The organism is Alcanivorax sp. VBW004 (genome assembly GCF_009718865.1).
In the GTDB taxonomy this organism is placed as follows: Bacteria; Pseudomonadota; Gammaproteobacteria; order Pseudomonadales; family Alcanivoracaceae; genus Alcanivorax.
The window spans coordinates 266,040-285,788 of the sequence record NZ_WNHC01000001.1 but is presented as its reverse complement, the minus strand read 5'-3'; the positions used below and the strand labels follow the sequence as shown (position 1 = coordinate 285,788).

General features: G+C 58.8%; 22 protein-coding genes. 11 read left to right on the top strand and 11 right to left on the bottom strand.

Annotation, left to right across the window (positions count from 1 at the left end):
* Positions 1–80 precede the first annotated feature (80 nt).
* Complete coding sequence (locus F1529_RS01335; protein WP_155131412.1) at positions 81–608, top strand: DUF4136 domain-containing protein; 528 nt, start codon at positions 81–83, stop codon at positions 606–608.
* Here the strand turns inward: F1529_RS01335 and F1529_RS01330 are convergent.
* Both F1529_RS01330 and F1529_RS01325 read right to left on the bottom strand, forming a co-directional pair.
* Positions 592–1,899 (bottom strand): ATP-binding protein, encoded by a 1,308-nt coding sequence (locus F1529_RS01330; RefSeq protein ID WP_007149396.1) that lies wholly within the window; start codon positions 1,897–1,899, stop codon positions 592–594. The genes F1529_RS01335 and F1529_RS01330 overlap by 17 nt on opposite strands.
* Complete coding sequence (locus tag F1529_RS01325; protein WP_063519776.1) at positions 1,899–2,561, bottom strand: response regulator; 663 nt, start codon at positions 2,559–2,561, stop codon at positions 1,899–1,901. Before F1529_RS01325 ends, F1529_RS01330 begins: the two co-directional genes overlap by 1 nt.
* 111 nt (positions 2,562–2,672) lie before the next feature.
* On the opposite strand from F1529_RS01325, the gene F1529_RS01320 reads away from it, so the two are divergent.
* Positions 2,673–3,482: a TlpA disulfide reductase family protein gene (locus F1529_RS01320; protein WP_290519154.1), complete on the top strand. Its 810-nt coding sequence runs from the start codon at positions 2,673–2,675 to the stop codon at positions 3,480–3,482.
* A complete protein-coding gene (gene dsbG, locus F1529_RS01315; protein ID WP_155131406.1) occupies positions 3,479–4,033 on the top strand; it encodes a thiol:disulfide interchange protein DsbG in 555 nt (184 codons plus the stop codon). Before F1529_RS01320 ends, dsbG begins: the two co-directional genes overlap by 4 nt.
* Positions 4,034–4,179: 146 nt before the next feature.
* On the opposite strand, the gene F1529_RS01310 is transcribed toward dsbG, so the two are convergent.
* Genes F1529_RS01310 through pyrR form a run of 3 tightly spaced genes read right to left on the bottom strand, consistent with a single transcriptional unit; the run spans position 4,180 to position 7,023 of the window.
* The gene (locus F1529_RS01310; protein ID WP_290517134.1) at positions 4,180–5,472 is read right to left on the bottom strand and encodes a dihydroorotase; all 1,293 of its coding nucleotides are present in this window, start codon (positions 5,470–5,472) and stop codon (positions 4,180–4,182) included.
* Positions 5,459–6,496 (bottom strand): aspartate carbamoyltransferase catalytic subunit, encoded by a 1,038-nt coding sequence (locus F1529_RS01305; protein WP_155131403.1) that lies wholly within the window; start codon positions 6,494–6,496, stop codon positions 5,459–5,461. Before F1529_RS01305 ends, F1529_RS01310 begins: the two co-directional genes overlap by 14 nt.
* Positions 6,493–7,023: a bifunctional pyr operon transcriptional regulator/uracil phosphoribosyltransferase PyrR gene (gene pyrR / locus F1529_RS01300; protein ID WP_155131400.1), complete on the bottom strand. Its 531-nt coding sequence runs from the start codon at positions 7,021–7,023 to the stop codon at positions 6,493–6,495. The genes F1529_RS01305 and pyrR overlap by 4 nt, the downstream gene beginning before the upstream one ends.
* Before the next feature lie 237 nt (positions 7,024–7,260).
* On the opposite strand from pyrR, the gene F1529_RS01295 reads away from it, so the two are divergent.
* Positions 7,261–7,854 carry a cytochrome b gene (locus F1529_RS01295; protein ID WP_155131397.1) on the top strand — a complete coding sequence of 198 codons (594 nt, stop codon included), beginning with the start codon at positions 7,261–7,263 and terminating at the stop codon, positions 7,852–7,854.
* A gap of 25 nt (positions 7,855–7,879) precedes the next feature.
* On the top strand, positions 7,880–8,470 hold the full coding sequence (locus F1529_RS01290; RefSeq protein ID WP_155131394.1) for a YceI family protein: 591 nt from the start codon (positions 7,880–7,882) through the stop codon (positions 8,468–8,470).
* Between the two features lie 124 nt (positions 8,471–8,594).
* Here the strand turns inward: F1529_RS01290 and ruvX are convergent, their stop codons facing one another.
* The 3 genes from ruvX to F1529_RS01275 all read right to left on the bottom strand — a co-directional run bounded on the left by ruvX (position 8,595) and on the right by F1529_RS01275 (position 10,626).
* Positions 8,595–8,999 (bottom strand): Holliday junction resolvase RuvX, encoded by a 405-nt coding sequence (ruvX, locus tag F1529_RS01285; protein WP_155131391.1) that lies wholly within the window; start codon positions 8,997–8,999, stop codon positions 8,595–8,597.
* Positions 9,000–9,171: 172 nt separating this feature from the next.
* Positions 9,172–9,732, bottom strand: coding sequence for a YqgE/AlgH family protein (locus F1529_RS01280; protein ID WP_155131388.1), 561 nt, complete (start codon positions 9,730–9,732; stop codon positions 9,172–9,174).
* Between the two features lie 189 nt (positions 9,733–9,921).
* Positions 9,922–10,626 (bottom strand): 3-deoxy-7-phosphoheptulonate synthase, encoded by a 705-nt coding sequence (locus F1529_RS01275; protein ID WP_370456924.1) that lies wholly within the window; start codon positions 10,624–10,626, stop codon positions 9,922–9,924.
* Positions 10,627–10,846: 220 nt separating this feature from the next.
* Between F1529_RS01275 and F1529_RS01270 the strand changes: the two genes are divergently transcribed.
* The gene (locus F1529_RS01270) at positions 10,847–11,605 is read left to right on the top strand and encodes an SDR family NAD(P)-dependent oxidoreductase (protein ID WP_155131385.1); all 759 of its coding nucleotides are present in this window, start codon (positions 10,847–10,849) and stop codon (positions 11,603–11,605) included.
* A gap of 312 nt (positions 11,606–11,917) precedes the next feature.
* On the opposite strand, the gene F1529_RS01265 is transcribed toward F1529_RS01270, so the two are convergent.
* The 3 genes from F1529_RS01265 to gshB all read right to left on the bottom strand — a co-directional run bounded on the left by F1529_RS01265 (position 11,918) and on the right by gshB (position 14,933).
* Positions 11,918–12,499: a TetR/AcrR family transcriptional regulator gene (locus F1529_RS01265; protein ID WP_155131381.1), complete on the bottom strand. Its 582-nt coding sequence runs from the start codon at positions 12,497–12,499 to the stop codon at positions 11,918–11,920.
* Between the two features lie 484 nt (positions 12,500–12,983).
* Positions 12,984–13,862, bottom strand: coding sequence for an energy transducer TonB (locus tag F1529_RS01260; RefSeq protein WP_155131378.1), 879 nt, complete (start codon positions 13,860–13,862; stop codon positions 12,984–12,986).
* Between the two features lie 117 nt (positions 13,863–13,979).
* The gene (gshB, locus tag F1529_RS01255) at positions 13,980–14,933 is read right to left on the bottom strand and encodes a glutathione synthase (protein WP_007148391.1); all 954 of its coding nucleotides are present in this window, start codon (positions 14,931–14,933) and stop codon (positions 13,980–13,982) included.
* Between the two features lie 320 nt (positions 14,934–15,253).
* Between gshB and pilG the strand changes: the two genes are divergently transcribed.
* Genes pilG through F1529_RS01230 form a run of 5 tightly spaced genes read left to right on the top strand, consistent with a single transcriptional unit; the run spans position 15,254 to position 19,591 of the window.
* Entirely contained in the window at positions 15,254–15,637 is a 384-nt protein-coding gene (gene pilG, locus F1529_RS01250) for a twitching motility response regulator PilG (RefSeq protein WP_007148837.1), read from the top strand.
* A gap of 32 nt (positions 15,638–15,669) precedes the next feature.
* Positions 15,670–16,038: a twitching motility response regulator PilH gene (gene pilH, locus F1529_RS01245; protein WP_155131375.1), complete on the top strand. Its 369-nt coding sequence runs from the start codon at positions 15,670–15,672 to the stop codon at positions 16,036–16,038.
* Between the two features lie 11 nt (positions 16,039–16,049).
* The gene (locus tag F1529_RS01240; protein ID WP_007150053.1) at positions 16,050–16,598 is read left to right on the top strand and encodes a chemotaxis protein CheW; all 549 of its coding nucleotides are present in this window, start codon (positions 16,050–16,052) and stop codon (positions 16,596–16,598) included.
* A gap of 58 nt (positions 16,599–16,656) precedes the next feature.
* Positions 16,657–18,681, top strand: coding sequence for a methyl-accepting chemotaxis protein (locus tag F1529_RS01235; protein WP_007151052.1), 2,025 nt, complete (start codon positions 16,657–16,659; stop codon positions 18,679–18,681).
* Positions 18,682–18,712: 31 nt separating this feature from the next.
* Positions 18,713–19,591: a protein-glutamate O-methyltransferase CheR gene (locus F1529_RS01230; RefSeq protein ID WP_007151257.1), complete on the top strand. Its 879-nt coding sequence runs from the start codon at positions 18,713–18,715 to the stop codon at positions 19,589–19,591.
* The last annotated feature ends 158 nt before the right edge of the window (positions 19,592–19,749 follow it).

Genomic DNA, 19,749 nt, shown 5'->3' with positions numbered 1-19,749 from the left:
GCCACTCGCCGGCGGCCCTCACCCGGACATGACGCACAAGGCGTAGAATGAGAGTACCAGCTCAACGTCAGGAGATTGCCATGCAAGGATTACCGATTCAGGCATTATGGGTGTTCGCCGCTACGCTGCTGCTCAGCGCCTGTGTCAGCCCGGTGGTGATCGACAGCCAGTCCGGCGCCGATCTGCAGCAATACCGCACCTACGCCTTTGTGCCCCAGGACGAGGACAAACCCCGCGAACTGGATGACCAACGCACCCAGGCTGCCCTGAAGAAAGCGCTGGCCGCCAAGGGCCTGACGGCAGCCGCCGCTGCCCAGGCCGATGTGCAGGTGAAACATTTCTTCAAACGCGAGCAGCGTTTCGATGGTTCCACCTTACAGTTCGGTTTCGGCTTTACCCGCAACAACATTGGCCTGGGCGCCAGCACTCCCACCGAGGGTGAAATCACCGAGGAATACAAACTGGTGGTGCAACTGATCGATCAGCAAAGTAAGGATGTGGTCTGGCAGGCCACCAGCCGCGACGAGCTCCACGACGACATGAGCACCGAGCGCCGCAGTGCGCATATCGAAAAAGCCGTCGAGGACATGTTCAAGCGCTACCCGTAAGCGGCCAGCTCAAGGTTGCGCGGAGCCCGGCGCCGGCACGGTTTTCCAGCGCCAGTTGACCGCCACTGCGGGCCATCACCGAGGCAACAATAGCCAGCCCCAGTCCGGTTTGCCCCCGATCCCCCCGGTGCCCACGCGTGCACAAGGCCTCCGCATTGGCCGTTATCCCCGGCCCCTGATCTTCCACATGGATGTGCAGGCCCGACGCATCCGCCACCACCCGAATCCACACTGGCTCGCCCGGCGGCGTATAGCGCAACGCGTTCTCCAGCAGGTTGCGTAATGCCAGGCTGGCCAGGGAAGGGGACGCCAATTCCATTCCGGCACACGTCACGTCATCCCGCTGCACTGCCGCACGCTGCGGATGCCCGGCGAGCTGGGCCAGACTGTCATCGATAACTTCCTGCACCGGGCGCGGACAACTCTGCGGCACCCCATCCAGGCGGGCCAGGGCCAACAGCTGCTGCAGGTTATCTGCCATTCGCGAGCTGGCGTTTTCCGCCGCCGCCAGTGCCGCCATAGCCGGTGCATCCGGGGGCAACTTCAAGCGGGCCACCTGCAACTGGGTTTTCAGGGCAGCCAGTGGCGTACGCAGTTCGTGGGCCAGATCGTCGGTCAGGCGCCGCTCGCGCAACAACGCTTGCCGTGCCTGATCAGCCCAGCGGTCCAGCGCCGCCACCAGGGGCACCAACTCCGTGATCCCGGCCGCGCTGGGTGTCGCTGACGCCGCCTGCACCGGGCGCGACTCAAACTCCTTGCGCACCGCGTCCAGCGGCGCCAGGCCGCGGCTCACGGCCCAGCGCACCGCCAACCACGCGCCCAGCAGGGCCAGCAACAATCCCACCAGCAATGCCCAGGCCAGAGTCGCCAGCAACGATTCACGCACCGCCATGGGTTCAGCGGTGGCAACCCGTACCTGCCCCTGGCTGACGGTATAAACACGCCAGCGCTCCCCCGCCAGGGAGCGCTCTGTAAAGCCGTCCTGGCTGCTGGCAAGGTGGGCGGACGGCGCGCCGCCGGAGCGCGCCAGAATCTCGCCACGCAAGTTCATCACCTGGCAAAACAGCCCGCTATTTACCACCGCCTGCAGCTCCGGCTTGGCAGATAACGCCGGTGCACTGGCATTGGCCATGGAGGCCACCATCCGTGCCGACGCCGCCAGACGCTGGTCCAGCGCCGTGCCCAGATGCTGCTTGACGGTATTGTGTAACCACAGTGCCAGCAGCAGCCAGACGCTCAGCAAACTGAACGCCACCAGCCACAACACCCGGGAACGCAGCGAGCGCGCCATCACGACGGCGCCCCCAGGCGATACCCGCCACCGCGCACGGTTTCCACAATGCCGCTGCCCAGCTTGCGGCGCAGGTTATGGATATGCACCGCCAGCGCATTGCTCTCCACGCCATCCACCCAGCCATAGACACGGTCGGCCAGCTGGTCCGCCGTGAGCAGCCGACCCCGGCTTTGCAACAAGGCAAGCAACAACGCCATCTCCCGCCGTTGCAATTCCACCTCCTGATCCGCCAGCCAGACCTGCTGGCGAAACGGGTCCACCCGTACCCGGCCATGTTCAATCAACGGACTCGCCTGGCCGCGACTACGGCGCAGCAGTGCCTGCAAACGCGCCGCCAGTTCGCCCAGATCAAACGGCTTGACCAGGTAATCATCGGCACCGCGCTGCAAGCCATCAATGCGGTCCTGTACCGCGTCTCGGGCAGTGAGGATCAATACCGGCGCAGTGAGCCCGGCGTCGCGCCACTGGCAAAGGGCCTGGCCCCCATCCTGGTCAGGCAGCCCCAGATCCAGCACCAACGCATCGAACTCCACGCTTTTCCAGGCAGCCAGCCCTTCGCGCGCACGCGTCACCCAGGCCACGGTAAACCCCATGGCCTGCAGCCCGGCCTGAATACCATCACCCAGCAAGGCGTCATCTTCGATCAATAAAATATGCATGTGGCTCTGACCCGGTTAGGCTGCGCAAGTTGCAGCCCAGTGTCGGCGCCACCGGTTAACCCACGGTTAATGCAGCCGGGCCACACTGGCGCTTCCCTGACTGGAGATACCGTGGACGCTGTCATTATTGGCCCCCTCGCGCTGCCGGCAGGCACCTTCGTGGTCCTGATCGGGTTTCTCGCCGCCACCCTGACCAGCCTGTGGTGGCAACGGCGTGGGCAACACATCGAAGCAACGCTCTGGCGGATTGCCATCACTGCCGTGCTCGGCGCCCGTCTGGCGTTCTTATTGCGCTATCACAGCCAATATGAATCCTGGCTGGCCATGCTGGATATCCGTGACGGGGGCTGGTGGTGGCCCGGGGCCTTACTGGCGCTGCCGGTGCTGGCCGTCAGCCTGTACCGGCAGCCCCGTGTTCGCGCCGCGCTGGTGTCTGCCAGTGCCGCAGCACTGCTCAGCATGACGTTGACGTTTGCCGCACTGGAAGCCTTGTCGCCAACGCCCAGCACGCTACCGGAGGTCACCCTGTATAACCTGCAAGGAGAGGCCACCACACTGGACGCCGCATCCAGCGGGGTAACGCTGGTGAACCTGTGGGCCACCTGGTGCCCGCCGTGCCGGCGGGAAATGCCGGTGCTGGAGGCCGGGCAGCAGCGCTATCCCGGCGTTCGCTTTATTCTTGCCAATCAGGGGGAGAACCCCAATCAGGTCCGCCAGTACCTCACCGAAGGGCAGCTGCACTTTGAGCACCTGTTACTGGATCCGCATGCGGATCTGGGTCGCTATGCGGGCAATCGTGGCCTGCCGCTAACCCTTTTGTTCGATCAGCAGGGCCAGGAAGTAGGGCGCCATTTTGGCCCCCTGTCCGACGCCAGCCTGCATCACTTTCTTAGCCAACACCTTCCGGGAGACACTCCATGATCAAACCTGCTGCCTTGCTGCTCACCCTGCTGATGCCCCTGATCGGCCAGGCCGACGACGGCCCCTCCATGGACAGCCTGCTGGCCAAGCTGGAAGCCAGCACCTGGGTAGCGGAAGGCGCACAGCAGCCGCAACGGGTGGCTTATGTGTTCACGGATATGGCCTGCCCCTACTGCGCCAGATTGTGGGAAAACATGCAGCCAATGATCGAAGACGAAGACAACGTGCTGCAGGTACGCCACATTATCGTCGGGCTGATCAATCCCAAACGCAGCTTCACCCAAGGTGGCGCGATACTGGCCGCCCCGGACCCGGCCGCCGCCCTGGCGGAGCACGAGGCGCACTACGATGACGGCGGCATTCGCCCACTGGAGCGAGTACCCGATGCCATTCGCAGCCAGATCCAGAGCAACACCGGGCTGATGATCGGGCTGGGCCTGCAAGGCACGCCGGCCCTGATTTTCCAGGACAGCCAGGGGCGCTGGCGTGTGGCGCCGGGGGTCGTTGGGGAGGAGGCGTTGCGGGTGGAGGTGTTTCAGATCAATGAATAATTAATAGTTAATAATGAATAACTCTAGACCTGATTTTGTTGTTTCCCAGACGCAAGAAGCCGCGCCCAAGGTCTGGGTGCGGCTTCTTGCGTCTAGAGACAAATAACGCGGTTTCGCGTCGCTATTCATTCTTAACTATTCATTGCCTAATCGCTTAGCCAGCTCACCTTGCCCTGGCACACCGTCAGTTTCACGCTGCCCTTGAGCTGGGCATGACGCCAGGGGGAGTTGTTGCCTGCGGACAGCCAGTCTTCGCGGAGGTCCTTGACGCCCGCCGGGTCCAGCACACAGAGGCTGGCAGGGCGACCGGTTTCCAGCTGGCCAGCCTGGATTCCCAGGCAACGGGCCGGGGCCGCGGTAACCGCATCCAGTGCGCGCGACAACTCCAGCTTGCCCTCACTGACCAGCTGCAAGACCAGCGAGAGCAGCACATCCAGCCCGGCCATGCCCGGTTTGGTGGCCGGGAACGGCGCCGCCTTGCTGGAGGAACCAATGGGGGTGTGCTGGGAACAGATAGCGTCGATGGTGCCATCGGCCACGGCTTCCAGCAGGGCCTCACGATCGGCGGCGCTGCGCAGGGGCGGAATCACATGGCAGTGGCTGTTGAAACCTTCCAGCGCCGACTCGTCCAGCAGTAGGTGCTGGATGCTCACGTCCGCCGTCACTGGCAGGCCGCGGCGTTTGGCGGCGCGCAGCAGGCGCAGGGAATCGCGACTGGAAATCTGCTGGAAGTGCGCCCGCACCCCGGTGGCCTCCACCAGCAGCAGGTCGCGGGACAGGTCGACACTTTCTGCCACGGCGGGAATACCGGGCAAACCGAGGCGGGTCGCCACCGGCCCTTCGTGGGCACAGCCCCCGGCGCTGAGCGCCGAATCCTGCGGGCGGAACATGACCGGCAGATCAAAGGTGGCGGCGTATTCCAGGCTGCGTTTGAGCACCAGCGCATTGGCCACCTTGCCGCCGGCATTGCCCACCGCAATACAACCGGCCCGGGCCAGGGTAGACATCTCCGCCAGCTGCTCGCCCAGTAATCCCTGGGTCATGGCGGCGATCGGCATGATACGGGCAAAGCCGGCCTGGCCGGCCTGCTCACGGATCAACCGCACCACCGCGGTGGAATCCACCGGGCCGCAGTCGGGCTGGGCCGCCAGGTGGGTGATGCCCCCGGCCGCAGCGGCGCGGGTTTCACTGGCGATATCGCCGGTGCGGCCGCTACCGGGCAGCGACAAGTGCACACAGGCATCCACCAGGCCAGGCAACACCCAATGGCCGTCGGCCTCCACAATATCGGCCCCCGGTGCGTCCAGGCTGGCGCCGATGCGCGTCAGGCGGCCGTTTTCAATCAGCAGGTCAGCCACGTCATCACGGCCACTGGCCGGGTCGATAACCCGCCCCTTGCGGATCAGGATATGGGCGCGGTTACGGTTAGCGCTGGCCACGTGCACCTCCTGCTCCTTCCATGCTTTCTGTGGAGGCGGCCAGAGCATTGCTGTCGCTGTCCTGGCCGCTGATGGCCATGGACATGACGGCCATGCGCACGGCGATGCCGAAGGTCACCTGGTTGAGAATCACCGAACGGGGGCCATCCGCCACTTCCGAGGCGATTTCCACGCCCCGATTGATGGGGCCGGGGTGCATGACGATGGCGTCATCCTTGGCGAAATGAAGCTTGTCGTTGTTCAAGCCATACAGGCGAAAGAACTCGCCTTCGCTGGGTAGCAGGGCGGAATCCATCCGTTCTTTCTGCAGGCGCAGCATGATCACCACATCCACGTCTTTCAGGCCCTGGGCCATGTCCGTGAACACCGTGGCGCCCAAGGCTTCGGCATCCACCGGCAGCAGCGTCTTGGGGCCGATCAAGCGAACTTCCTCGGCACCGAGAATATTCAGTGCGTGAACCTGGGAGCGCGCCACCCGGGAATGCAGGATATCGCCGACGATGGCCACTTTCAGCCCGGCGAACCCGCCCTTGTAGTGGCGGATGGTATACATGTCGAGCATGGCCTGGGTGGGGTGGGCATGGCGCCCGTCACCGGCATTGATCACCGCCACGCTGGGCGTTACTTCGTTGGCAATGAAAAACGGCGCTCCGGAATCCTGGTGGCGCACCACGAACATGTCCGCCGCCATGGCTTCCAGGTTGCGCAGGGTATCGAGCAGGGTTTCGCCCTTGCTGGTGGCGGACTTGGCAATATCCAGGTTGAGCACGTCAGCGCTGAGGCGCTGGGCCGCCAGCTCAAAGGTGCTGCGGGTACGGGTGCTGGATTCGAAAAACAGGTTCACCACGGTCTTGCCGCGCAGCAAGGGGACTTTCTTGATGGCCCGGCCACCCACATCCACGAAGCTTGCGGCCGTATCGAGAATATCTTCCAGCAAGGAACGGGGAAGGTGCTCAGTGGTGAGAAAATGGCGAAGCTTACCGTCGTCGGTAAGTTGTACGCGGGAGGATGGCGCAAGCGTCATTCTTCAGGCCTTGTGTCTCGTATCTCCGCCACAAGGGGGGCGGGCCCCCGTAATTCTACCCGTTGATGGGGTGGCAATGCCAAAGTTTCCCCACAAATATCGGCACGAATTGGCAATTGTCGGTGGCCGATGTCGAACAGCACCACCAGGGAGATAGACGCCGGACGACCAAAATCGAACAACTCGTTCATGGCCGCACGGATGGTGCGCCCGGTCATCAGCACATCATCCACCAACAAAATATGCTGGCCATCCACATCAAATGGCAGCTTGGACGGCGTCACCGTGGGCTTGAGTCCACGGGTGTCGAAATCATCCCGGTAGAACGCAGGATTCAGCGACCCCAGCGGCAGCGCCGTGGGCAAACGGTCATTAAGCGCCTGCGCCACCCAGGCACCCCCGGATTCAATCCCCACCAGCAGCGGCGACCGGTCCGCAAAGCGCTCATTAATGGCCGCCGCCATGGCATCCAGGTGTGTCTGCAATTGTTGCTCATCCCAGCTCAAGGCCGCTCTCCCGCAATCCATAAGGCATATCCAAGGCGTAAGAGTAGCAGAAGGCCGGGGCGCTGAGGCAATCAACGGAACAGCTGATCAAACCGTTCAGTTTTTTGCGCTGTGTCCCGACCTGAAATACCGACAAGCTAGTCGCCTACGCATAACGCCTGTAAGTTTTGTATAGGCGGGAACCTGACGCGCTGTGCGGACTCTGAACAAGAAGGGATCGCCCGGCAACACGGGCAGCAACACCGGAAGGGAACCATCATGAAACTGCGCAACGACTCGCAACGCTTTGGCGCCATTGCCGTTCTGTTCCACTGGCTGGTGGCATTGGCGGTGATCGGCCTGTTTGCGCTGGGCTTTTATATGGTGGACCTGGGCTATTACGACCCCTGGTATCGCAAAGGGCCGGACCTGCATCGCAGCATCGGCATCCTGCTGTTTATTGCCATGCTCCTGCGCCTGGGCTGGCGCTTTGTCTCACCTCCTCCCGGGCCGCTGCCCACCCACAAGCCCTGGGAAAGAATCAGCGCACATCTCACTCACTGGGCGCTGTACCTGCTGCTATTCACCGCCATGATCAGCGGCTACCTGATCAGCAGCGCCGATGGCTCTTCCGTGGATGTGTTCAACTGGTTTGCGGTTCCCTCAGTGAGCGGCCACCAGACCGGCCTGGAAGACACCGCCGGCCTGATTCATTACTGGGCCACCTGGGCCGTGATCGGTTTGGCCGGCCTGCACGCGCTGGCCGCCGTCAAACATCATCTTTTTGATCGCGACGACACCTTGCAGCGCATTCTCGGCCTCGCGCCACGAAGCACAACGCACACCCCAAACGACACTCACAACCTATCTTAATCACCTGAAACGGAGTTTGATGCTTATGTTGACGTTATTGAAAAAAGTCACGATCCCCGCCCTGGCGCTGCTGCTCAGCAGCATGGCGTTCGCCGACCAGCCCGGCGGCACCTACAAGTTCGACACCAAAGGCACCCACCAGTTTGTCATGTTCAAGATTTCCCACCTGGGTTACAGCTGGCTGTATGGTCAATTCAATGATTTCACTGGCGATTTCACCGTCGATGCAGAAAACCCGGAGAACAGCCAGGTAAACGCCACCATCCAGACCGCCAGCGTAGACTCCAACCACGCTGAACGTGACAAACACCTGCGCGGTGATGATTTCCTGGACGTGGACGAATACCCAACGGCCACCTTCAAGAGCACCAACATTGAAAAAACCGGCGAGAAAACCGCAAAAATCACCGGCGACTTCACCCTGCATGGCGTGACCAAACCGGTAACCCTGGATGCCAAACTGATCGGTTACGGCGATGACCCGTGGGGCGGCTACCGCATGGGCCTGGAAGCCTCCACCACACTGACGCTGTCCGACTTCGGCATCACCAAGGATTTAGGGCCGGCTTCAGAAACTGTGGACATTATTATTTCTGTGGAAGGGATCAAGCAGTAAGCTTTGCTGGTTTTGGTAGGTCGGATTAGCCATAGGCGTAATCCGAATTTCGGCCTTCTTTTTACGTATGGGGCACAAGTCGGGTTACGCCTTCAGGCTAACCCGACCTACATTCGTGCACCCATTAGCCAATGGCCTCGGCGTCCCCGGCAAAGAAACCTTCCGCAATAATCACCGCCGCCATGGAATCCACCCGGCTATCGGCTTTCTGGATACCCGTACGTTCGCGGGCTTCGCGGGTGCTCAAACGCTCATCCACCAGCCACACTTTTTTCCCGAAGCGCCCATGCAGACGATTGGCAAATTTACGTGCCCGTGCTGAGGACTCGCTATCACTGCCATCCATGTTCAGTGGCAACCCAACGACCAACGCCTCCGGCTCCCACTCTTTTAACAGCGCGGCAATGTCATCCCAGTTGGGCTGGGTGTTTTTGCAGGGCAGGGCTTTCAATGGCGTGGCGGTACCCAGCAGCATATTGCCACTGGCCACACCGATTTTTTGTGTACCGTAATCGAAGGCAAGAATCATAGGGGCAATGAATAGTTAATAATGAATAGTTAATAGTTGCGCGATCTCGTTGCTTTGATTTTGCAAGGTTCGTGGCCGCGCCGGGTGTTGCGACCGCGGCTTGTAACCTTGCAATAACAAGGACTTCAACCGCGCCGCTATTAATTATTAACTATTCATTATTAATTGCCTTTCAGCTGTGCCCCGCCTGGGTGGCAATCAAACTCATATCAACGCCAATGCGCGCGGCGGCCGCGTGCCAGGTTTGTTCGAAGGGGGTGTCGAGGACCAGTTCGCGACTGGCGGGGGTGCTGAGCCAGGCGTTATCCACCAGCTCCTGCTCCAGCTGCCCGGCATCCCAACCCGCATAACCCAGACAAATCAGGGACTGCTCCGGGCCTTCACCAATGGCGATGGCTTCGAGAATGTCACGGCTGGTGGTCAGGATCAGGCCATCACTGAGGACGGTGCTGGCGTGCCAGCGGGTGGCGGCACTGTGCAGCACAAAGCCGGCTTCCTGCTGGACCGGCCCACCGGCCACCACGCGATGCCGCTCGGAGGGCGGCACTTCGATTTCAATATCCATGTCGCTGAGGATATCACCCAGGCTGATCTGCACCGGGCGGTTGAGGGTCAGCCCCATGGCGCCCTCGCTGCTGTGCTCAACGATATAGGTAACGGAATGTTCAAAGTCCGGGTCAGCCATTTGTGGCATGGCCACCAGCAACTGGTGCTTCAAGGGTGTGTTTTCCATGGGGACAGTATCCGGGGAGGGAAGGAGCGCTGCAAGCTCAAGGAGCCCCGAGAGGGGCAACCTGGGAGAATTTCGTACAGAAGCAGGGGAAGGCAGGCGCTGGAAGACCAAGCCCGGCCAGATCCGCCTTCCTTCGGATCAAGCCCGACTCGCAAAGTCCGGAGCTATCGCTGATCCGCCCCTCACCTTTCAGGCGGGCTCAAGCTCCGACTGGCAACGGGCCCTCAATGCCACCCGAATATCATTGGCTAAATTGATCAGGCAGCTCTCCGTGCTTGACCAGTCAAGGCAAGAGTCCGTTATAGAAACCCCGTGGCGAAGCTCTTCCTTGCCTTTAACGTCGAGGCTTTGATTGCCAAAGTTAAGATGGCTTTCCATCATGAAGCCAACGACGGAGCGATTACCTTGCTGAATCTGGGAGGCAATATCACTCACCACCAAGGGCTGGCGTGTGGGATCCTTCCCTGAATTGGCGTGACTGCAATCCACCATAATGGTGGGCTCCAACCCGGCATCCGCTAATACAGCCTCACACTTCCCGACACTCTGCCTGTCGTAATTTGGCCCAGCATCACCACCACGCAGCACGATATGTGAATAATCATTGCCTTTGGTTTTGATAACCGCCACCTGCCCCTGGCCATTGATGCCAAGAAAGCGATGAGGATGCGCAGAAGACTTCAGCGCATTAACCGCCACCATCAAACTACCGTCAGTGGCATTCTTGAACCCCACCGGCGACGAGAGACCACTGGCCATTTCCCGATGGGTCTGGGACTCGGTCGTTCGCGCACCAATAGCATACCAGCTGATCAAATTAGACAACCTTTCTTTCTCAACAAAAGGCACACTCGTGCCAAAGGAAAAATCTGAAGAAGATTCAGAAATAGACACCGCCGAAAGCAGTCCGAGGCCAGCGCAACTATTACCTTAATGCCCACGATTTGCACCTTCTGTGATCATTAATGGGATCCTATTCGCACTTTCCCTGTATTCGTTTACACACTAAACAGGCCCTGTTTGACCTGCCAAATAACGTCATGATACTTTCAGGAACGATCATTCCTAAATAAAAGAAATGATCTGCATTAAATACACAAACCAAGGAAAAAGGATGAATGACCTGAAAGGAAAGAAGGCTGTCATTACGGGCGGCAACAGCGGTATTGGCTTTGCCACTGCCAAAAAGTTTGCTGAACTCGGCGCGCAAGTAATGATCACCGGCCGGTCAGCTGACAAGGTGTCTTCCGCTGCTGAGTCCCTCTCTGTTATCGGTGCTGTTGCTGACGTTCAGGACCTGTCCCAGATCGATAATCTGGTCGATAAAGTCAAGAGGGAGTTTGGCACGATCGACATTCTGTTTGTTAATGCCGGCATCTTCGCACCGGCACCAATAGGTCAGATTTCGGAAGAAATGTTTGACCAACAAATGGGGATTAACTTTAAAGGCGCTATCTTCACCATTGAGAAGCTCCTTCCCGTTCTCAATGAAGGGGCGTCAATCATTAATTTGTCATCGATCAATGCCTATACCGGGATGCCCATGACTGCTGTTTATGCTGCTTCAAAAGCAGCACTCAATGCTTACACTCGAACAGCAGCCACAGAGCTTGCACCCAGAAAAATCCGTGTCAATGCTGTCAATCCTGGCCCGACTGAAACCCCGATTTTCGAAAAGACAGGCATGTCACAGGAAGAGCTTGGCGGCTTTGCCCAGGCACTCCAGGCGAACATTCCCCTCAAGCGCTTTGCGCAGCCCGACGAGATAGCCAGCCTGGTTTCCTATCTGGCTTCTGACGACGCGGCCTTTGTCACAGGCGCTGAATTCAACATTGACGGCGGCGCCAATATCAATCCGATTCTGGCCGGCTAACAGATTCGTCAGACTGTTAGCTCTCATTGAGAAAACGCTATGCATGACCACTCCCGCATGCATAGCTCTTGCATTTACATTAAGGATCAAAAAGAACAGGGATGTGGCGTATTCTGGCGAGAGAGGAAAGAGTAAAACGGGGATCGGCGCTATCTAGACCGCATCATTTATGCAATGGCGCATGCGTCATGCAGAACTTCTTTGAACAGACGATTCTGGAAATTTCGTGCGGATAACCCAACAAAATGGCTTCGCTTTCTTACTATCCCCACCGGGAGACCCAGGCGAATTTGTCGACTCTGGCAACGGACATCAATCCAGCAAGCCAACAATTTGATCAATCTGGGCCATCAACTTTTTCGGGCTTTTCTCCAGCTTGGCAATCACATTGAGCCCTGAAAAAACGGTATATATCAAACCCGACAGTGTTTTTATGTCTTTATTCGGCGGTATCTCACCTGTCGCCTGACCTTTCTGCAGAAATTCGAAAAACACTTTCTCAAAAGACGCTCTATTTTTTGAAAGCGCCTTCAGCATTTCGTCATCTCCCGGCACAAGCTCTGTGGTTGAATTGACCACAAAACAGCCTTTCTTGTCTGCATCACTAATTGTGCAGTGGATAGATGACTCAAGCAGGTTTCTTATTCCTGACTTGACACTTTTCTCATTACTCAACAGGGCCTTAACTCCCTCCCTGTTAGTGCGGCAGTAATTACCCAGAGCCTGGTCAAAAAGCCCCTGTTTGCTACCAAACGACTCATAAAGACTAGAGCGGCTCAGCCCGACGTTCTGAACAATATCTTGCATGCTGGTGGCGTGAAACCCCTGCTTCCAGAACAGGTTCATTGCACGCTCCAGAACATCGTCTTTATTGAAGCTCTTTTTTCTTGCCATAGGTATCGCTTAAAGCACGGTTAAGGTATCTATCTTGCCAAGGAAAGCCTGGATAATTCATCTTCCCACGCGCACGATGGCCAGCAAGGCTGCCAGGAGAGCAACACATTGCATACCTGACGCCTCTGCGCTGCATGTTAAAACATGCCCGTTGCACAGACCTTTAATACAGCATACCTGCTTCGCTCTCGGCAAACTGTATAACATCATCAACCATATAGTCTGCTTCTATCATTGGAAAAACGCCGGCAATCCCTCTGACTCGAAGCTGCCCACTGATGATTTATATTCGCCTTTGTGGTGTTTCTTTCAGGGCACCTGCCGAACATTTTCTTACCGCACTAACGCCATAATAACTGGCACGCCAACCCCCTCCGTCTTCAATCGTGAAGCAGGAAAATTGACGCCGCCAGCGCGATACTCATTGGTGGCACGCAGACCGGGTGGAGAAGGGAAGGGCTTGTGCAGGCATTATGCCTGCACGCTACCGGGACGATACTTGCTTGTTCCTGTCGAACTTCCAGGTGCGGATAATTTCCAGCACGTCCATGTTCCGGCGCATTTCCGCTGTAAACGCATCGAACGGAGCCGCCAGACGCACACTCTGGATGGCGGCCTGATCAAGGAACTTATGGCCGGAAGACTTTAGCAGCCGCACTTCTTGCAGTGAGCCGTCTTTCTGGATCGCTACCATCAGGCGCACAGAACCATAGGTATTGCTGTTCAGGGCCCGGGTGGGGAAGTTGCGGGTACCCATGTCTTCCACCTTGCGACGAAAGCCATCGATGTAGACCGCTTCGAAGTGCGCCTTGGCGGACACAGAGGTGAGCCGCCGTACCCGCGGGCGCTTGGCATAGGCTTGTTTTTGTTCGTCCAGACGCGCCTGCAGGCTGGCGATCTGCTGGCTCAGGTCCTGCAGGTTTTCCTGCTTGGCTACTTTCAGGGGTTTGGGTTCGGTCTTTTCTTTCTGGTCAGCGTTAACCTTGTGCTCACTGTCACGGGCGGTGGTGATTACCAGTTGCTGGCTGACTCGCTCCCGGCGCTCCAGGGTGGTCTTTTCCTTGAGCTGCACGTTTTCCAGTTTACTGTCGGCAAAATCTGCCTGTTCCGTGGTGGTGAGCTCCTGCTTGTCAGCCTGATCACCGGAGCCTTCCTGATTACTCTGGGCAATGAAGTCAGCTTCTTCCGGCTCGCTGTCGCTGCGATGCTGGGCCAGGGTGACTTCCAGGGTATGCGGGGCCGCACGCTGCAACTCCGGCGCAAAGCTCACCCCGAAAATCAGGATGCCATGGAACGCCACCGCCAGAAAAACGGTAAAGGTGAGACGGTCGGAGGCGGTAACAGATGCCGGATTTGATGCCATGTTATTGTTTTCACTACTACTTTTAAGCGGCCTCAGTCAGCCATTGAATTCAGCCATGGCGGACAGCGCCCGCCACAACAGAAGGTCGGCCAGTGTGCCCCGCAGCGGCGGTCGGGTCTATGACGACGGCCGCAACTCCAGCAGGGTATCAAACAGCTGCCCGGCGATATTGATGTCAAAAATCGCATCCAGTTCGCGGATACAGGTAGGGCTGGTCACGTTGATTTCGGTGAGATAATCGCCGATCACATCCAGCCCGACAAAATACAGCCCCTTGCGTTTCAGGGTCGGCCCCACCTGCTCACAGATCCAGCGGTCCCGATCACTCAGCTCCCGGCCCTGGCCGGTACCACCCGCCGCCAGATTGCCGCGCAGCTCGCCTTCCTTGGGAATGCGCGCCAGCGCATAGGGCACCGGTTCACCGTTGATCATCAAAATGCGCTTGTCGCCTTCGGTGATCTCCGGCACAAAGCGCTGGGCCATGATCGGCGTCTTGCCGTGCTGGGTGAGCACCTCGATCACCACCGAGATGTTCGGGCTATCCTTGCGCACCCGGAAAATGTTGCTGCCGCCCATGCCGTCCAGCGGCTTCATCACGGTGTCACCAAACTCCTGTACAAAGTTGCGCAGCAGTGTGGACTGGCTGGATACCAGAGTCGGCGCGCAGCACTGCGGGAAGTCGGTGGCGAACAGCTTTTCATTGCTGTCGCGCACGCTGCCCGGGCGGTTCACCACCAGCACCCCTTCACGCTCCACTTTCTCGAGCAGATAGGTCGCGTAGATGTATTCCGCATTAAAGGGCGGGTCCTGGCGCATCAGGATAATGTCCAGATCGGCCAGGTCGTGATTCACGGCGTCGGCCAGACGGTACCAATCGTCGTTATTGTCGGTGACAGACAGTGCCCGGGTAGTGGCAAAGGTGCGACCATCGCGGACATAAAGGTCTCCGGGCTCCATGTAGAGCAGGGACCAGCCGCGCCGCTGCGCTTCCAGCAGCATGGCAAAGGTGCTGTCTTTCCAGGGTTTGATTTTGGCGATGGGGTCCATCACCACACCAACACGCAGGCTCATGAAGTCTCCGTTCTACAGGGCGCGGGCAGCCTGACGGCTGCGCGCGGGGATTTGGTACGGGCATTGCGTATACCAACAATGGCCGAGGCAATGTTAGCAGCGCACAGGCAGGTTCGCTATGCGCGGAGAAGCTTATTCAACGTCCCGTCTGAGGGACATTTTCTCAAGTTTCATAGGGTCTTATAGATTGATTGTAGAATCTGTGTTAAAAACTTCGCTTGGGCTGACACCGCCACAGGCCCCGCCCAGCGAATTACTAGAAAGGCCAAAAATTACAATAAGTTGCGGCCAATTACGGTTCACGGTTAAAGGCAGTTTCCATGACTGACAATTTCCAAGACCTCAAGGTGATGGTAATCGACGATTCCAAGACGATTCGTCGTACCGCCGAAACCTTGTTGAAGAAAGCGGGTTGTGAAGTAATCACGGCCACCGATGGCTTCGATGCCTTGGCCAAAATCGCCGACAGCAAGCCCAATATCATTTTCGTCGATATCATGATGCCGCGTCTCGATGGCTATCAGACCTGCGCGCTGATCAAGAATAACAGCGCTTTCAAGGCAACCCCGGTGATCATGCTGTCGTCCAAGGATGGCCTGTTTGACAAGGCCAAGGGACGCATTGTCGGTTCCGATGAGTACCTGACCAAGCCGTTCTCCAAGGACGAGCTACTGGGTGCGATTCGTCAGCATATCAACGGTTAAGCGGCATCGCCGCTGAACCTGAAGAGGGTAAGATGGCACGTATTCTGATTGTGGATGACTCGCCCACCGAGACATACAAGTTGCGCGAGATTCTGGAAAAACATGGCCACGAGGTAATCGAGGCCGCCAATGGAGCCGATGGCGTTGCCACGGCCCGTTCCGAGCTTCCCGAGCTGGTTCTGATGGATGTGGTGATGCCTGGCCTGAATGGCTTCCAGGCCACCCGCCAGCTCACCAAAGGAGCGGACACCGCCCATATTCCGATCGTTATCGTTACCACCAAGGATCAGGAAACCGACCGCGTCTGGGGCAAACGCCAGGGCGCCCGGGATTACCTGACCAAGCCGGTGGACAAAGACGTGCTCCTGCAAACCGTCGACCGCATGCTGGCCGACGCCTGAAGGAGCCGCCCATGAGCAGCAACGCCTCCGCCGCCTACATCAAACTCGCTGAATACAATCAGCGCTGCCGGGAGCAGGCCAAAGATCTGCCCATGCAGCAGGATGCGGTCAGCTACTGGAGTGGCGTGGGGTTTGTGCTCGACGGCAAGAAATACGTGGCACCGCTGGATGAGGTTTCCGAAATCCTCTCGGTGCCGGCCTACACCCGCATTCCCGGCGCACGCAGCTGGATGAAAGGGGTAGCCAACGTCCGGGGCCGCCTGATGACCGTCATGGATCTCAGCGGCTTTCTGGAAAAGAGTTCACCGGTTCAGGAAAAGCGCCGCCGGCTGCTGGTGCTGGACCAGGACGACCTCTACACCGGCATGGCCGTGGACGAGGTACTGGGGATGCAACATTTTCCCATTGATGAATTTGTGGAATCACTGCCGGTCAGCGACACCAGCGTCACGAACTTTGTGCGCGGAGCCTACCGACGGGAAGGGGAGTATTGGTCCGTGTTCAGCCTCACCCGGCTGGCAGAGGACCCGCGTTTTATGCAGGTAGCCCGTACCGGCTAACCGCATAGAACAACTCGGGGAATATAAGAAGAGTGAACGCCAGGCCAGGAGCCAGACTATGAAGTTCAATTCGGGAGCATTGTTCGAAAAACTGCGGGGGGGCTCAGGCGGCGGCACGCTGAATATTGCCCTTTATGTGGGCCTTGCCATTTTTATCGTACTGGCACTGGCCAACTTCCTGCTGTCCGCCACCACGGCAAACCGGGCGCAGGAAAACATTACCCGCGCCTCCGAAATGCGGGTAATTTCCCAGCAAATCGCCAAAAACGCCCTGGAAGCGGCCGCCGGTAACGCCGACGCCTTCGAACTGCTGGATAAATCCCAGAAAAGCTTCCAGTCCGCCTGGGACAACGTCAAGGACGAGCCGGTCAGCGACCCGCAAGCCATGGCGCGCCTGCAAACCCTGTGGGATGAAGTGAACGCCAACGCCGGCGTGATCCTGAAAGGGGAAGACACGGTACTGGATCTGCACGAAGTGGCAGACACTCTGGCCCAGACCATTCCTTCCCTGCAGGCTGAATACGAAGGCGTCGTGGAAATTCTGGTGGCCACCGATGCGGAACCGGAACAGATCGCCTTTGCGCAGCGCCAATCCTGGCTGGCTGAGCGCATCGTACGGTCCATCGCCAAGGTACTGGAAGGCGGCGACGGCGCGGTGATCGCGGCAGACTCCTTCGGCCGTGATGCCAGCCTGTTCGGTCGTGTCATGAACGGCATGATCGAAGGCGACGCCGCCATGGGTATTGACCAGGTGAATGACCCCGATGCCCTGGACTACCTGGCCGAAATTGCTGACCTGTTCGACGAATTCGTAAACCAGTCCGTGGATGAGATTCTGGAAACCGCCCCCGAGCTGTTCCAGGTACGTAACGCGGCCGACACCATCTTCCGTCGCTCCCAGGACCTGCTGCAGGAATCCACCAACCTGAACAACCAGTTCGAAGACAGCACCAGCGGGCTGTTCCCCTCGGTATGGCTGGGTGGCGTTTGCGCCGGTCTGGCCGTGTTGTTCTTCTTTATCATCATGGCCCAGCGGAACCGCCAGGCGGCGAAGCTGAAAGACGAACTGGAAAGTGAGAACCAGCGTAACCAGGCGGCGATTCTGCGTCTGCTTGATGAACTGGGCGACCTGGCTGACGGTGACCTGACGGTACAGGCAACGGTAACCGAGGACTTCACCGGTGCCATCGCTGACTCCATCAACTACTCCATTGACCAGCTGCGCAGCCTGGTACAGACGATCAACAACTCAGCGGTACAGGTGGCCTCGGCGGCCCAGGAGACCCAGTCCACGGCGATGCATCTGGCCGAAGCGTCCGAGCACCAGGCCCAGGAAATTGCCGGCGCCTCCGCCGCTGTAAACGAAATGGCGGTGTCCATTGACCAGGTATCCGCCAACGCCGCCGAATCGGCAGCGGTAGCGGAACGGGCGGTAGCCATCGCCAACAAGGGCGCCGAAGTGGTACAGGCCACCATCCACGGCATGGACACCATCCGCGAACAGATCCAGGAAACCTCCAAACGGATCAAGCGTCTGGGTGAATCCTCCCAGGAAATTGGTGACATCGTATCCCTGATTAACGACATCGCCGACCAGACCAACATCCTCGCATTGAACGCCGCCATTCAGGCGTCCATGGCCGGCGAAGCCGGCCGGGGCTTCGCGGTGGTTGCGGATGAGGTACAACGCCTCGCGGAACGTTCTGCTGCGGCAACCAAGCAGATTGAAACCCTGGTTAAAACGATTCAGACCGATACCAACGAAGCGGTTATCTCCATGGAAGCCACCACTGCCGAGGTAGTGAAAGGGGCACGCCTGGCACAGGATGCGGGTGTGGCACTGGAAGAAATCGAGAACGTATCCAAGACCCTGGCGGACCTGATCCAGAACATTTCCAACGCGGCACGCCAGCAGGCGGCATCCGCGGGTCACATTTCCAACACCATGAACGTGATCCAGGAAATTACCTCACAGACCTCTGCCGGTACCACCGCAACAGCACGGTCCATTGGTAACCTGGCCGAAATGGCCCAGGAAATGCGTAACTCCGTTGCCGGCTTCCGCCTGCCGGAGCACTCCTGATCCGGCCTGAGCCGGTCTCGGGAGACATGCCATGGGTGCTGCAGTGACAGATCGCTGGTCGATCAAAAGCACGCCCGCCATGGATGCGGAGCAGTTCCAGCTATGGCAGGCGCTGCTGGAAGACCGCACCGGCATGTCGCTGTCCAACGAGCGCAAGACCTTCCTCGAAACCAGCTTGAACATTCGCATGCGCGAGCTGGGCATCGAGGACTACGACACCTATTACGAACACCTGATGGTGGGTTCCACCCAGTCACGGGCCATGGAATGGTCCGTGCTGGTGGACCGTCTGACCGTCCAGGAAACCAGTTTCTTCCGGCATCCCGGTTCCTACGCGCTGGTGGAAGAATTTACTCAGCGCTTCATGGCCGAACAGCCGGCGAGCGCCAGCCTGGACGTGTGGAGTGTGGGGTGCTCCACCGGTGAGGAAGCCTATTCCCTCGCCATGATGATCAACGAGCAGTTTTCCGCCAGCGAGCAAAAACGGTTCTACGGCATCACCGCCACCGACATCAGCCTGCCCACCCTGGCCAAGGCCCGCAAAGGCGAATATGCCGCACGCCGGGTATTGCAGGTCGATCCGCTGTTGCGGGACAAGTATTTCGAGCCCACCGGAAACGGGCAAACCGTGACCATCACCGGGGCACTTCGCGAACGCATCTGCTTCGCGCGGCTTAATGTGCTGGATCTCAGCACCGCACCAATGAACAACATGGATCTGATTTTTTGTCAGAACATGCTGATTTACTTCCGCCGCTGGCGGAAACGCCAGATCGTGAACCGGCTGGCGGAACGGCTCGCACCAGGAGGCATCCTGATACTCGGGCCCGGGGAAGTGACTGATTGGCAACATCCGGATCTGGAACGGATTCACTTTGCCGATACGCTGGCATTCCGGCGCTGTCGATAGAAACGCAGAAAGACATAACGCAACACGCGGCACGCAACATGCGGCTCGCGAAAAAGAAAAGGCTTGGGGTAGCACCCATCAGCAACCACCGGCTCGGGGCCTGCTGCATGTTACGTGTTGCGCATTGGGGCCTGTTAACGCTACCGAAATGGTACCTG

Coding starts and splice junctions, on each gene's coding strand:
- F1529_RS01290 (WP_155131394.1), top strand. CDS start 7,880: ATGTTGACGTTATTGAAAAAAGTCACGATCCCCGCCCTGGCGCTGCTG.
- F1529_RS01260 (WP_155131378.1), bottom strand. CDS start 13,862: ATGGCATCAAATCCGGCATCTGTTACCGCCTCCGACCGTCTCACCTTT.
- pilG (WP_007148837.1), top strand. CDS start 15,254: ATGACTGACAATTTCCAAGACCTCAAGGTGATGGTAATCGACGATTCC.
- F1529_RS01240 (WP_007150053.1), top strand. CDS start 16,050: ATGAGCAGCAACGCCTCCGCCGCCTACATCAAACTCGCTGAATACAAT.
- F1529_RS01330 (WP_007149396.1), bottom strand. CDS start 1,899: ATGGCGCGCTCGCTGCGTTCCCGGGTGTTGTGGCTGGTGGCGTTCAGT.
- F1529_RS01235 (WP_007151052.1), top strand. CDS start 16,657: ATGAAGTTCAATTCGGGAGCATTGTTCGAAAAACTGCGGGGGGGCTCA.
- dsbG (WP_155131406.1), top strand. CDS start 3,479: ATGATCAAACCTGCTGCCTTGCTGCTCACCCTGCTGATGCCCCTGATC.
- F1529_RS01270 (WP_155131385.1), top strand. CDS start 10,847: ATGAATGACCTGAAAGGAAAGAAGGCTGTCATTACGGGCGGCAACAGC.
- F1529_RS01265 (WP_155131381.1), bottom strand. CDS start 12,499: ATGGCAAGAAAAAAGAGCTTCAATAAAGACGATGTTCTGGAGCGTGCA.
- F1529_RS01295 (WP_155131397.1), top strand. CDS start 7,261: ATGAAACTGCGCAACGACTCGCAACGCTTTGGCGCCATTGCCGTTCTG.
- F1529_RS01325 (WP_063519776.1), bottom strand. CDS start 2,561: ATGCATATTTTATTGATCGAAGATGACGCCTTGCTGGGTGATGGTATT.
- pyrR (WP_155131400.1), bottom strand. CDS start 7,023: ATGGATTGCGGGAGAGCGGCCTTGAGCTGGGATGAGCAACAATTGCAG.
- pilH (WP_155131375.1), top strand. CDS start 15,670: ATGGCACGTATTCTGATTGTGGATGACTCGCCCACCGAGACATACAAG.
- F1529_RS01305 (WP_155131403.1), bottom strand. CDS start 6,496: ATGACGCTTGCGCCATCCTCCCGCGTACAACTTACCGACGACGGTAAG.
- F1529_RS01230 (WP_007151257.1), top strand. CDS start 18,713: ATGGGTGCTGCAGTGACAGATCGCTGGTCGATCAAAAGCACGCCCGCC.
- gshB (WP_007148391.1), bottom strand. CDS start 14,933: ATGAGCCTGCGTGTTGGTGTGGTGATGGACCCCATCGCCAAAATCAAA.
- ruvX (WP_155131391.1), bottom strand. CDS start 8,999: ATGATTCTTGCCTTCGATTACGGTACACAAAAAATCGGTGTGGCCAGT.
- F1529_RS01280 (WP_155131388.1), bottom strand. CDS start 9,732: ATGGAAAACACACCCTTGAAGCACCAGTTGCTGGTGGCCATGCCACAA.
- F1529_RS01335 (WP_155131412.1), top strand. CDS start 81: ATGCAAGGATTACCGATTCAGGCATTATGGGTGTTCGCCGCTACGCTG.